Origin of the sequence: Haladaptatus sp. QDMS2 (assembly GCF_029338295.1) — an archaeon.
GTDB lineage: Archaea > Halobacteriota > Halobacteria > Halobacteriales > Halococcaceae > QDMS2.
In genome coordinates, this window is record NZ_CP119793.1 from 126,066 (window position 1) to 139,040 (window position 12,975).

At 56.4% G+C, this 12,975-nt stretch carries 14 protein-coding genes; 7 read left to right on the plus strand and 7 right to left on the minus strand.

Features of this window, described 5'->3' with window-relative positions:
- Window positions 1-98 precede the first annotated feature (98 nt).
- Window positions 99-1,082, minus strand: a complete 984-nt coding sequence (locus tag P1M51_RS19255; protein ID WP_276275360.1) for a MaoC family dehydratase N-terminal domain-containing protein — start codon at window positions 1,080-1,082, stop codon at window positions 99-101.
- Window positions 1,083-1,085: 3 nt separating this feature from the next.
- Window positions 1,086-2,108 carry a zinc-binding dehydrogenase gene (locus tag P1M51_RS19260; protein WP_276275361.1) on the minus strand — a complete coding sequence of 341 codons (1,023 nt, stop codon included), beginning with the start codon at window positions 2,106-2,108 and terminating at the stop codon, window positions 1,086-1,088.
- 171 nt (window positions 2,109-2,279) lie between these two features.
- On the opposite strand from P1M51_RS19260, the gene P1M51_RS19265 reads away from it, so the two are divergent.
- The 6 genes from P1M51_RS19265 (at window position 2,280) to P1M51_RS19290 (ending at window position 8,850) form a co-directional block, all read left to right on the plus strand.
- Window positions 2,280-3,962, plus strand: a complete 1,683-nt coding sequence (locus tag P1M51_RS19265) for an acyl-CoA synthetase (protein ID WP_276275362.1) — start codon at window positions 2,280-2,282, stop codon at window positions 3,960-3,962.
- A gap of 211 nt (window positions 3,963-4,173) precedes the next feature.
- A complete protein-coding gene (locus P1M51_RS19270) occupies window positions 4,174-5,418 on the plus strand; it encodes an ABC transporter substrate-binding protein (protein ID WP_369685332.1) in 1,245 nt (414 codons plus the stop codon).
- A 27-nt stretch (window positions 5,419-5,445) separates the two neighbouring features.
- On the plus strand, window positions 5,446-6,354 hold the full coding sequence (locus P1M51_RS19275) for a branched-chain amino acid ABC transporter permease (RefSeq protein ID WP_276275364.1): 909 nt from the start codon (window positions 5,446-5,448) through the stop codon (window positions 6,352-6,354).
- Window positions 6,351-7,391: a branched-chain amino acid ABC transporter permease gene (locus P1M51_RS19280; protein WP_276275365.1), complete on the plus strand. Its 1,041-nt coding sequence runs from the start codon at window positions 6,351-6,353 to the stop codon at window positions 7,389-7,391. Before P1M51_RS19275 ends, P1M51_RS19280 begins: the two co-directional genes overlap by 4 nt.
- Window positions 7,391-8,137, plus strand: coding sequence for an ABC transporter ATP-binding protein (locus P1M51_RS19285; protein WP_276275366.1), 747 nt, complete (start codon window positions 7,391-7,393; stop codon window positions 8,135-8,137). Before P1M51_RS19280 ends, P1M51_RS19285 begins: the two co-directional genes overlap by 1 nt.
- Entirely contained in the window at window positions 8,137-8,850 is a 714-nt protein-coding gene (locus P1M51_RS19290) for an ABC transporter ATP-binding protein (RefSeq protein ID WP_276275367.1), read from the plus strand. The genes P1M51_RS19285 and P1M51_RS19290 overlap by 1 nt, the downstream gene beginning before the upstream one ends.
- Before the next feature lie 145 nt (window positions 8,851-8,995).
- Here the strand turns inward: P1M51_RS19290 and P1M51_RS19295 are convergent, their stop codons facing one another.
- The 5 genes from P1M51_RS19295 to P1M51_RS19315 all read right to left on the minus strand — a co-directional run bounded on the left by P1M51_RS19295 (window position 8,996) and on the right by P1M51_RS19315 (window position 12,210).
- A complete protein-coding gene (locus P1M51_RS19295) occupies window positions 8,996-9,745 on the minus strand; it encodes an SDR family NAD(P)-dependent oxidoreductase (protein WP_276275368.1) in 750 nt (249 codons plus the stop codon).
- 79 nt (window positions 9,746-9,824) lie between these two features.
- Window positions 9,825-10,613 carry an enoyl-CoA hydratase/isomerase family protein gene (locus P1M51_RS19300; protein ID WP_276275369.1) on the minus strand — a complete coding sequence of 263 codons (789 nt, stop codon included), beginning with the start codon at window positions 10,611-10,613 and terminating at the stop codon, window positions 9,825-9,827.
- Between the two features lie 211 nt (window positions 10,614-10,824).
- Window positions 10,825-11,214, minus strand: a complete 390-nt coding sequence (locus tag P1M51_RS19305; protein ID WP_276275370.1) for a hypothetical protein — start codon at window positions 11,212-11,214, stop codon at window positions 10,825-10,827.
- Entirely contained in the window at window positions 11,150-11,506 is a 357-nt protein-coding gene (locus P1M51_RS19310) for a hypothetical protein (RefSeq protein WP_276275371.1), read from the minus strand. Before P1M51_RS19310 ends, P1M51_RS19305 begins: the two co-directional genes overlap by 65 nt.
- Before the next feature lie 326 nt (window positions 11,507-11,832).
- A complete protein-coding gene (locus tag P1M51_RS19315; RefSeq protein ID WP_276275372.1) occupies window positions 11,833-12,210 on the minus strand; it encodes a helix-turn-helix transcriptional regulator in 378 nt (125 codons plus the stop codon).
- A 426-nt stretch (window positions 12,211-12,636) separates the two neighbouring features.
- On the opposite strand from P1M51_RS19315, the gene P1M51_RS19320 reads away from it, so the two are divergent.
- Entirely contained in the window at window positions 12,637-12,972 is a 336-nt protein-coding gene (locus P1M51_RS19320; protein ID WP_276249020.1) for a hypothetical protein, read from the plus strand.
- The last annotated feature ends 3 nt before the right edge of the window (window positions 12,973-12,975 follow it).

A 12,975-nucleotide genomic window follows, 5' to 3' on the forward strand; every position in this document is an offset into this window, starting at 1 on the left:
CGTCCATCGAACATCACCGGTTTTTCACGACGCGATACGTCCGACACGATGAGGGCGTACAACAGTAGTCACTGAGAAGGCGAATCGACCACCAACAGTCACGGCTCGTGGGTCGAAAACTCTGCAGTAGTCTCTCCACGAAGAACCACGTCGCCCGTTTGGCGAGTCACCGTCAGTTCTGCGGTCACCGCGGAGGAGTCGACACTGGTCACCGTGCCGCCCACAGTCAGCGTGTCACCCAGCCAGACGCGCGCGGTAAACCGTGTGGAAAATCGGCGAATGCGTTCCAGGCCAAACCAATCCGCGACTACGTTGCCGGCGTAGCCAGCCGTGAGCATCCCCTGACCGAACACACTCGGGTTCCCAAGCTCCTTTGCGTACTGCGCGTCGTAGTGAATTGGATTGAAGTCACCGCTCGCACCGGCGTATCGTACGAAATCAACCGGTGTCAACCCCTCTACGATAATCTGTGGCGCGGCATCGCCAACTGCAACGTCTTCGACCGAATCGACCTTGAACTCGGATGCAGGGTGACGCACACGTGCCCGCCCCTCGTTCGAGATATGCGTGTCCGTCTCACTGGCCCCGTTGGGTCCCTCGATGGCGCTGGCCGTTTCGATGAGGGTCGATCGCTCACTGATAACCTGTGTGCCATCTTCGTCTACGTATTCGGTGTTCAAGACGGCAAATGTCATCGTCCCACCTTTCGCCCCATCTCGCTCGTAGACATCAGTAAGCGTCGTTGTTCCAGAGAGTGTGTCCCCGACGTACACTGGTCGCGAGAACTCGTAGGCCTGTTCTCCGTGCAGTTCGTATCGGATATCGAAGCCAAGATCGAACCCAAGCCGTCCAGAACCTTCGGGTCGATATCGGGGGAACATCGACGTCCGAGTGAACGTGAGCGGTGCCGGAATCCGTTCAAATCCCCGTGTTTCACCACCAGCGTCGCGGAATATCGGGTTGTCGTCACCGATAGCGCCAGCAAACTCTGCTACCTTCCCTGCTTCGACCGTCAGCCCCTCGACTGAGTCGACGGTCTCGCCAACGCGAGGCTTCAGTCGGTCGAATGTTCGGTTCGACATTAGCTATGGTTTCACGATGATTTTCCCGAACCCCTCTCCCGCAGAGAGGCGTTCGTGGGCTGTTGGAATCTCTTCGAGTGGGATGACCGAATCGATGACTGGTTCGATATCGCCCGCAAAAACCGCCTCGAGCATGTCCTCAAACTCGCCCATTGTCGCGCCGGTCGCCCCGATAATTTCGAGTTGTTTCCAGAACACGTAGTGGAGCAGTGCGTGGTCTGCGTCGCCAGTTGTCGCCCCAATCGTGACAAGTCTTCCGCCGCGAGCAAGGCTTCGCACTGCCTGCTCGTAGGTCTCGCCGCCAACAGACTCGAAGATGACGTCGACACCGCGGTGGTCGGTGCGTTCTTTGATTGCCTCGTCGATGTCAACCTCGCCGTAATCGATGACATCGTCTGCGCCAAGTTCGCGAAGCCGTTTTGCTTTCTCCTCGGAGGAACTTGCGGCGTAGACTGTCGCTCCCGCGTGGGCGGCAATTTGGACGGCTCCGTGCCCAACGCCGCCGCTCGCTCCGAGGACGAGTACGTCGTCGGTTGGGCCAATCGCAGCGCGGGTTATCAAGCCACGCCATGCGGTTCCAAAGTTCGACGGAATCGCAGCAGCCGTCTCGAAGGAGACGGTGTCGGGGAGCTGAACGGCGTGTTTCGCCTCGACAGCGACGTATTCAGCGTGCCCACCGTCTCGTTTGACGCCCAGTCCGCCATAGTCGCGACACATCGTCGTCTCGCCGTCGTTGCAGAATTCACACTCACCGCAGTATGTCGTGTTCCAGTAAAGGACCACGCGGTCACCGACATCGAACGACTCGATGTCAGATCCAACCTCGGCAATTTCTCCTGCGACATCGATTCCGGTCACGATGGGTGGGTCACCTTCGTAGCCCCGGCGTATCCAGACGTCGGTGTGATTGACGGCGCACGCTTTCACCCTCACCAGCACGTCCTTGCGTCCGATTTTCGGTTTGGGAACATCTTCTACCGTCAGAACCTCAGTGCCTCCGGTTTCGGGTATGACTAACGCTCGCATGGTCGAGTGAACGAGAATTCTCGGTCAGGGACTTATACTTACCCCGCAGGCCGGACGCTGTGTACTCGACGCCGCAATCTTTGCGGTGGCCAACAGCGGACGGCGTCCCAGTTTCCTGACACGACATAGCCTACCACAACGTGTAAAGTCCCGGTTATCATTTGATGTGGCATGCTAACAGTACCCCGAATCGATGCATACCACTTCTACGAGCAAGCGTGGGACGACTACGAGGAACTTCTCGACGCCTTCGAGTGGGAGGTTCCGGAGTTTTTTAACATGGCAACGTACGTCTGCGACCGCTGGGTCGATGACGACTCTCGCGTCGCTATCTACGCTGACGACGGCGCCGATGGAGGGAAGACATACACCTTCGCCGAACTGCAGGCCGACGCCAACGCGATAGCAAATTATCTTCGCGACCATGGTGTAGAGCGGGGCGATTGTGTAGCGATAAACACCCGCCAGCGGCCGGAAACGGTCGTGGCTCACCTCGCATGCTGGAAGCTCGGGGCCATCTCCGTTCCGCTGAGTACGCTATTTGGAACCGATGCCGTCGAATACAGACTGACTGATGCGGGCGCAGTCGCCTGCTTTGTCGACGACTCTAACGTCGATACTGTTCGAGCGATCGTAGACGAGGTCACGTCGTTGGAGACAGTCATTACGATTGGTAGCGTCGACACAGCCGACGACGAAGCGAGCTTCGACGACGCACTCCAGACGGCTTCACGGGTGTTCGAGACAGTGCAAACCGAAGCTGAAGAGAGCGCCATCATCATCTACACCTCCGGGACGACGGGCGACCCGAAAGGCGTGTTGCATGCCCATCGGGTTCTCCTTGGAAACCTCCCCCTGTTCATCACCGGCTTCTGTAACATGGAGCTCCACGACAGCGACGTGTTCTGGACGCCCTCGGAATGGGCGTGGGTTGCCACGCTGTTCGACGTGGTCTTTCCCGCTCTCTTCTACGGGCAGCCGGTCGTCGCTTACACTGCAGACGAGACGTTCGACTCGGAGACGGCGATGGACATTATCGAACGGTATGAGGTGACGAACTATTTCGCCCCACCGACGGCGTTGCGGATGATGGAACAACTGGATGACCCTGGGCGGTGGGACGTCTCTAGCGTCAGGTGCGTCCCAAGCGGGGGTGAATCGCTCGGACAGACCATCGTCGAGTGGGCGCAAGATGTCTTCGAAGGCGCGGCTGTCCACGAAGCGTACGGTCAGACAGAAGCCAACATGACTGTCGGTGACTGTACGAAGCTCATCGAATCACGGCACGGAAAAATTGGTCCGCAGGCCCCCGGTCACGACATGGCAATCGTCGATCCGGAGACAGCAGAGACAACCATTGAACCCGGCGAAATAGGCGAGATAGCCGTCAGATATGAAGGGAATCCGGTGTGTTTCAAGGGCTACTGGAACAAACCGAAACAGACCGAACGGAAGGTTCGAGATGGGTGGCTTCTCACTGAGGACCTCGGGACGCTCGACGAGGATGGGTATGTTGAGTTCAAATCCAGGAAGGACACCGTCATCATCTCTGCGGGCTATCGGATTGGACCAGTCGAGATCGAAGAGGCGCTTGCGACGCACTCGGCAGTCGCGGATGCGGGTGTTATTGGCGTTCCCGACGCAGACCGGGGGGAGGTTCCGAAAGCCTTCGTTGTCCTGTCAACCGGGTTCGAACCAACTGAACAACTCAAAGAACTGCTCAGAAATGACGTCAGGAACCGCCTTGCAGAGTACGAGTATCCTCGCGAGATCGAATTCGTCGACGAGCTTCCGAAGACCAGTTCGGGGAAGATTCGTCGGGCGACGCTTGCAGAACGCGAAGATAACAACTGAATGACAACCTGCTGTTAGGCGCGTTATTTCCATTTCCATGTAGAGTTGTCATAAGGGAAATCGTTATAGTAATACGGAATCACCGTGGTGTATGCGACCACGCCTCAAGCCGGATGGAAAGATAGTCAAACAAGGAATCCCTCCTGTTGACCCTCACATTAATCGACGAACGGTCCTGAAGGGCGCCGGTGTTGCAACGCTTGTCGCATCGATGGCGGGCTGTAGTAATCCCGCATCGGATGACAGTCTCGGCGGTGGAAGCGATGGCGGTGGAGAGATACCCAGCGAACCGCTCCGCATGGCCTGTATCGGATTTACGTCCGGTCCGGCGGCCGTCTTTGGCACGCCAATGATGCAGGCCGCCCGAATGATCGTCGATCAGATTAACGAAAACGGTGGCATTCTCGGCGAGCGGAACATAGAGATGGACGAGGTGGACGAAAACGTCTCTGATGTCGTTCAGGTGTACCGACGGTTGGCAACCCAGGAGGACTACGACATCATCATCGGGTTCATCTCTAGTGCGAATGCACTCTCTGTCGCACCGGTCGCAGAGGAACTCAGCCAGCCGACGATTATCTGGGACACTGGAACGACGGAGCTGTTTGATTCTGCAGTCACCGACCCCAAGTACACGTTTCGAACCTCAGCAAGTAGTTCGACTGACGCAGTCGGTGCTGCGCGACTCCTTGACAACGCACTTCCCGACGTCCAGACGGTCGCGGGTGTCAACCAGGATTACGCGTACGGGCGAAATAACTGGAACCTATTCGAGCGCGCACTTCAGAGTCTCGGAACCGACGTCGAAATCGTCGATTCTCGGTTCACGCCGTTTCCGAACGAGGACTTCAGTTCGACCATCAGCGCCTTGAATGACGTGAATCCAGACTTCATCTTCTCTAGCCTCTGGGGTGGTGACCTTGTGAATTTCATGACGCAGGCGAACGACCGAGGCCTGTTCGATGACACACTCCCCTGTTTCAGCGGTGGTACCCACGTGTTTCACGACGCACCGAATGAAGTTCCAGATGGACTCATCTTCGGGCCTCGAGGACCCCACTTTCCATATGGCACGATGGAGTGGAACTCGCTACACCAGAACTTTGTCCAAAACTTCGAGAGTCGCTACGGTGACACGCCGTATGCTCACGGTGCCTGGCACGCGTGGACAGCATTGTACGGGTACGTCTACTCGGTCGAGCGGGCGTACAACATCAGTGGCGAATACCCGGATGATGACGCCTGGGTGAAGTCGATGGAGGGGATCGGTTTCGACACTCCAAGCGGGTTCGCCAACATCCCCAAAGGGAGCCACAACGCAGTCGAATCTGCGTTCTGGGGCTATTCGGACACCAGCGGGGAGAACCTTTCGCTGCGGGACACCGTCTGGATCGCAAAAGAGGAAGTGAACCCACCGGTGAACTTGACGACCGGCGAGTGGATTGACAACTTCTAGGAGTGTTCATGAATGATTATAGACATAATGGCACAACAGTTGCCGATACTCCTGAACTCGTTATTTAGAGCCTCCACGCTATTCTTGCTCGGAACCGGACTCTCGATTATCTACGGGATGCTCAACTTCATGAATTTGGCTCACGCGGCGTTTCTGGCGTTAGGGGCGTACGTGTCTGCAAGTCTCATACAAGGAGCCAGCAACGCCATTGGTGGGACGTTGGGGACCGCCGCGATGTTCGTTGTGTTTCTCGTAATATTATTTGTCATTGTTCCGGGGGTCATCTCCGTGGTTGGCCTCGGGATGGAGCAGACTATCTTCAAACCATTGTACGGCCTCGAAGACGACTACCAGTTGCTAGCGACGTTCGGCGTCATCCTCATGATGGAGGATTCGATGAAGTTCATTTGGGGCGGTCTTCCGGTGACTTCGTCGGCCCCATCCAATATGCTGGGTGGTTTCAATCTGGTCGGGAACACCTATCCGTACTGGCCGATTTTCGCTGTCGTCGTCACGATGGTCATTGCCACAACGCTGTATTACTTCTTCGAGGAGACGCGCCTCGGGAAAATCACGCTTGCCATGGCCGAAGATGAAGAAGTCGTCAGCGTCACGGGTATCGACACCCGGTCGGTGCACATCAAGGTGTACGTCATCGGCGTTGCGTTGGCCGCACTCGGCGGCGCGCTGTACCTCCCAAACGCCTCGATTACGACTGGACTCTCACTGGAGTTCGTCATCTTGGCGTTCGCCGTCCTCGTCATCGGCGGGCTAGGGAGCCTGAAGGGCGCGATCGTTGCTTCGCTGCTCATCGGGTTCATGCAATCGTTCGGGAGCTACTACGTCCCGCAACTCTCACTCGCCATTGTCTTCCTGCTAATGGCTGCCGTGATGTTGATCAAACCGACGGGACTGTTCGGGGATATCAAAGCATGAGTCAAAATACTGCAACCGGGGTCGCAACGGCACTCAAACGAAATCTCACCACCGCTCCTGGAATCGCGAGTATCGTCCTTATTCTCGGGGCGTTTGCCCTCCCGTATCTCCCCAGCACCGGACAGTTCGAGGTGTTCTTGACGGCCCAAATACTGGCGTTCGCTATCGCGGCGATTGCGTACAACGTGTTGCTCGGATACACTGGCCTCCTCTCGTTTGGCCACGCCGCGTTCTTTGGTGGGTCGGCCTACGCGGTCGGTCTCGTCATGCGGTACACGTCGATAAATGAGATCTTCTTGCTCATCCCTATCGGCATTCTCGCTGCGGGAGCAATCGCGGCCGTCATCGGCTACATCTCTGTGCGACACACGGAGGTGTACTACGCCCTGTTGATGCTCGCACTTGGCTTCTTGCTGTACATCGTCACGCTCAAGTTCTACACCTACACTGGCGGAACGGACGGGGTCCCCATCTCAACCCCGACCGTCGCCGGGATAAACTACCTCGAACTGTGGGGATACGCAGGTTATCTCGGCGGCGTACTGTACTACATTATTCTGTTATCGTTCGTGCTGTCGGCGGTGCTACTCTGGGTGTTTATGAACTCTCCGTTTGGCCTGACGCTCAGAACCATTCGTGACAGCCCCGAACGTGCCCGCGCAATCGGCATTCCCGTCCATCGATACCGCTGGTATGCGACCATCATTTCAGGGGTGTTTACCGGTGTTGGTGGCGCGATGTATGCGTTCCTCAACGGCCACATCACGCCTGACACCATGTTGCACTGGAGTCGGTCGGGTGAGCTGGCATTCATGACCGTCCTCGGGGGTACTGGCTCGTTCTTTGGGCCAGTTGTCGGTGCTGGCGCGTTCATCCTCATCCGTAGTCAGGCCCAGCAGATTACCGAGTACTGGCACTTCATGATGGGGTTCGTCCTCTTTCTCGTCATCGTCTTCGAGCCCCAGGGCATCACCGGCATCGCAAAGCGGGTTCGCGATGCTGTCACCACGAAATTGAACAACCGAGGTGAGAACTAATGGCGATTCTGGAAACCACCGACTTGTCCAAGAAATTCGGCGAATTCACCGCCGTCGACCGGATGAACTTCGAGATCGACCGCGGAGAGATTGTCGGTATCATCGGACCGAACGGTGCCGGGAAGACCACGTTCGTCAACCTGCTCACCGGCGTTCTGGAGGCTACCTCCGGAGAAATCGTCTTCGATACTAAGTCCCTCGGGGACTCATCGGTTCACAGTCGCGCACAAGCCGGACTCGTCCGGTCGTTCCAGATCCCACAAGTCTGTGATGACCTGACGCTGCTGGAAAACGTCCGCAGCGCGGTGTTATCGAGAGAGCAACAGAACAATTCCTTATTCACGATTCTTCCATGGGAGGATTCCTCTCGGGAGGAAGCGCTGGAGCTGCTTGGCAAGTTCGGACTCGAAGACCGGTCTGAGATGAAGGCCGAAATCATCCCGCACGGCGACAAGAAGATTCTCGACGTCGCAATGAGTGTCGCGATGCGGCCAAAACTGCTCATTCTGGACGAGCCGACGAGCGGTGTGGCCACGGATAACAAACATGAGATAATGCAACGACTCAACGATTACTTTCAGACCACCGATTCAGCGGTCTTATTCATCGAACACGACATGGAACTGATTGCGGAGTACGCAGAGCGCGTACTCGCAATGGACCAGGGTCAAAAGCTCACCGAAGGTACTCCAGAGGAAGTCCTCGAGAACGCGGACGTTAAACGTCGCATCCGAGGTGAGGAGTGATGGTGCTGGAAGTGGCAAACGTTCATGCCTCCATCGAGGGGGTCTCCGTCCTCCGGGGAATCGACGTCGCGGTCGAAGCGGGTGAGACAGTCGCCCTCATCGGTCGTAACGGCGCTGGCAAGACGTCGACGTTCCGCTCGGTGATGGGGCTTCGAACGGTTGATAGCGGAACGATTCGGTTCAAAGACGAGAACATCACGAACTGGGATACGTTCAAGCGAAAGCGCCTCGGAATCGGGTTTGCTCCCGAGAACCGACAGCTCATCTCTAAATTAACCGCCCGAGAGAACATCGAGATGTCACTCTGGGGCGCCGACAAAGCGTTCGATGTCGAAGCGCGGATGCAATCCGTTCTCGACATCTTCCCCGCCATGGAGGAATTTCTCGACCGGGACGCAGGAAACCTCTCCGGTGGCCAACAGCAGATGGTCACCGTCGCCCGCGCGCTTATCGCCAATCCCGACCTGGTGTTGCTGGACGAGCCATTCGAAGGACTCGCCCCGAGTATTAAAAAAGACCTCCAGAAGAGCATCTCAGCTATCAAGAACGAACTCGGAACGACCGTGTTCATCGCCGAATCCCAACTCAACCACATCGAACGCGTCTCTGATCGTCTGTACGTCATCGAGCGGGGCGAGATAATCGCACAGACAGACGAGCCTGCGTCGATAAGAGACGACGAAACGTTGATGCAGATAACTGGTGGAAGTTAGAACGCGTTGGCAACCGTTCTTATTTTCGGTAGCAATTGGTAGTGACCCGGTTAAAACGGGTCGTTCCAAGCATCGCTGGGCTTGATGCACAATGGATGCAGTTCGACCGACGAGAACCGGCACGCCATCTCATTTTGCGAGACCGTCAGGCGCACGAATAGCCACCGTCAATTACAAGCGCCTCGCCGGTAATCCAGTCTGCTTCGTCGCTGGCGAGAAACAACACTGCGTTTGCGACGTCCTCGGGTTGGCCAAGGCGCCCCAGCGGGTACTCCTCTGCCATCCGCGAGGCGACATCTTTCCACTCTTCTGCAGAGAGATTACCCTTCGGCATGGACGTCTCGGTGATACCCGGACAAACGGCGTTCACGCGCACGCCCTCAGGACCGGCTTCTGCGGCGATAGCACGGGTAACGTTGACTACGGCACCTTTGGTCAGCGAGTATCCAGCGTAGTTTGGCGACCCGATGATACCTGCCAGCGATGCCGTGTTGACGATCGACCCCGAGCCCTGGTTCTTAAAGTGCGGAAGCGCAGCCGCACAGCCGTTCCACACTCCGTTGATATTGACGTCGATGAGACGGTTGAGTTCCTCGTGGTCGAGCCTCTCCATCGGTGTTGCGTTGTGCATGAGGCCGGCGTTGTTCACGAGGATATCGAGCCCATATTCGTCAGCGGTCGCGTCGATAGCGGCCCGAACTGCCTCGAAGTCACGGACGTCGAGTTCGAACGCCACCGCCTCACCACCAATGCTGTCGACAGTTTCTTTGACGCTGTCGTAGTCTACGTCGGCACCCACGATAGTCGCCCCTTCGGCCGCGAATCGCTCCGCTATGGCGCGACCGAGTCCCGATCCTGCTCCGGTGATGAACGCAGTCTTGTTAGCAAGTCGCATATGGTGGCGATGCGTGAGCGAACCCTTAAAACGAGAGTATTCGGGTGAAATCTGCGTCTGCGTCTGTGTCTACGTCGACTTATCGACCTCTGAATTCGGGGTCACGCCCGTTCAGTCGCGCCTCGAACCCCTCTGTACGGTCGTGGGTCTTGTAGAGAGGCATTGCCAGTCGGTGTTCGGTCGCCAGCCCCTCATCGAGGGGGACATCGAACGTCGCCTGGAACGCTTTCAGTGCGTTCTGGATGGCAAGCGGTGCTTTCTCAGCCAGGTCGTCAGCCAGCAGTCGGGCCCGCTCGTCAACGTCGGCTTCCGGGACGACCTCGGTAACGAGGTTACAGTGTTCGGCTTCTGCTGGGTCGATGTACTCTCCGGTCAAAACGAGTTCTTTCGCTTTCCCGAGGCCGACGATACGCGGGAGCAGCTGCGTTGACCCCTGGTGGGGAAAGACTCCGAGAGTCACTTCGATGACGCCATACTTGGTCTTCTCGCCCAACACGCGGAGGTCTGTCGGGAGTGTTAATTCGAAGCCGCCAGCGATGCCAGCACCCTTGATGCCAGCGACAATGGGCGTCGTCGACTCGTCGATTGCGTTGAGTAGCGTCCGGAACGACCGCTGGAACTCGTCCTGTTCGCTGGCCGTTTTTTCGTACATCATGTCGAGTTGGAGTCCAGCGCAAAACACCGAGCCGTTCCCCAACAGCGTGGCGGCACGGATGTCGTCGTCGTCATCGATGCGCGTTATCGCTTCGGTGAGGTCTGCGACGGTTTCCTCGTTCATCGCGTTGCGTTTCTCCGGCCGGTCGAGAATCACGTCCGCGCGACGCTCATCGTATTCCACCCTTACGTGGCCGTTTCCTATTGCTGTCATACGTACGCATCGAGCATTGCGACAAAAAGTGTTCGTACGGGGCGGCTCTCCGACAGCCGTCTCTCATGTTACCATATCCCACAAAAGTAATCTCGGAAAAACCAGTGGATGAAATTTGCACTTCAAAGCCCGTGACGCTTGATTTCGAACCCTTAGCGTCTCTTCTTGACATGTAAGCGTTTATACGCTGGAAGAGTCAAGATTAGATTGATCAATGAGTCTTGATGAGGCGGTTGACGAAGCGCTCGCGACGTACAATATGTCGCGCAGCGAAGAGGCCGAGGAAACAGGCCGAACAGTCGCCACGCTCCAAGACTAACAGAGCTGCTTGGTCGAGGTTCCGAATCTTTTCAGCGAACGCTGCTTTCGATAGCCCCGGCGTTTCCTTCAGCTCCGGATAGTCTGCGCGTTCGACGGACTCCTCGGCGAACTCGATCCAGAGGTCTTCGTGCTGCTCCGCGTAGACGACCTTCGCCTCGCTCGGGTACATATCCAGCTCGTATGCAGTCAGGTCGATTTCGACCGCTTGTTTCCGCTCAAGTGTTCTCGCGCCGAAGCGGTACAGGTGCTTGAAGAGGACGTTCTTCCGCCGAACGGTCAACAGCCGCTTCGAGCAATTCCACCAATCGAAACGCGACGACCTGCCCCTCACGGGGGAGTTCGGCGATTCGGTCGCTGAGCCACTTCTGGTCGAAATCAATCTCGTTTGCGTCTTTGATCTCCGTGCCGCTCTCATACAGGACGTAGACGGGGGTATCAAACGGATAGCCGATGAGCTTCGTCGCGCCATCTGAATCTTCACGACGGGACAGAATCTCTGATTGAGAGGCCGAGCTATACTTCAGCGAGAAGTTCTCGGCTTGGGGATGGTGATAGTAGACGACACGAGCCATCTGTGCAGAGGGGTTGGTGACACGTGCTTAAATCAACTCGGCGTTCGCGCTATCAGGCTCTGGATGTGGCTTCGCAGTGACACCACAAGATATGGATGCATTTAGTCTGAGGATATCGAAGAACGGGACTTCTCGCGGCAGTTGTGATTATGGCCACGAACGTAATGAGAAATACTTCTCCAACGGTGAGAGATTAACCAACAACACAGGCCTATCTCGTAATCTGTTGGTTAAGAGGGCGCAGGAGAGATTCCTGTGAAGACCCGGTCACTCGAAAATCAGGACTCGACTCTCGCGTTGACAACCAAATTGAATTCACAGGTTGCTCATTCATCATGAGGAGCGATCATCTCCCGCACGAACCGGAGATACTCCTCCGTAACCCATTCACCGCGGCCAGTCAGCGCATACTCCTTTCGCCGTTTGTCGCTTTCCTTCGTCTGTTTGCTGATCAGTCCGGAATCGACCATCCGGTCGAGACTCGGGTACAGTCGCCCATGATTGATATCCTTCGGGTAGAGGCCTTCAAGCGCGTTCTGGAGGGTCACTCCTTCCGCGCCCTCAAATCGATGGATGAGACAAAGAAGAACTGTCTGAAAGGCGGTGAGATCTGTCGGAATATTATACCGAGAAAAATCAGTTGCCCCGGAGGGAGCGTCACCGTTGCTTGCTGTGTTCTCGTCCACCGGGTCTGAATCAGCCATATCATTTCATCCAAACACAGATGTATAAAATTCTGTGCTTCACAGACGTCAAAGCACAAACGGTGTCATACCAATCAACGTAGTTGTCTTGCGATTTATCGAAATTCTTCGCGTTACTAGATTAGTGTTTGGTGTGGTTCTCTAACTTCACAACCGATTCGCTGGCAACTCCATCGTATTGGCACCTGAATCCGTCGTAGCGCCTCATTGCACTAACACGCACTCGGTGGATGCCTGGGATCTGATCCCCTCTTACGTCACACATCTGAACACCACCGACATGCTGCACCTCAATTCTCTCTAACTCTTCCAACTTCTCGATTAGCCTCTTGAGATTACGTTTCGAATTCACACTAAACCATCTAAATTCAACACTTCAACAATGTTAACTAAGGTTTTTAGTGATGGTACGTTGATGAAATAAACATGCGCTCTCGACACGGAGTCCAAAGATTCCTGGTCGTCCTGACCGCGTTTATCACCAGTACCGGCGTCGCTGCTGCTCAACAGAACGAAATCAGCAGCTCGCTCACCCAGATCGAGCAGTTCGTCGCCACAACCCTCGGTCAACTCGGCGTCATCGTCTTCCTCGTTGGCGCTGCCGTCTGGTTCGTCTCCAGGCGGAGCGCCGACCGCGCCCAATGGGGCTGGCGCGGCATGTGGGGCGGCGCGGGGATGATTGCCCTCTCGGTCAGCTACAGCGTATTCGTCGGCCTCTTCGAAAACCTCGCCCCCGGGATACTCGTCCCAGTCCTCCCCTAAGAA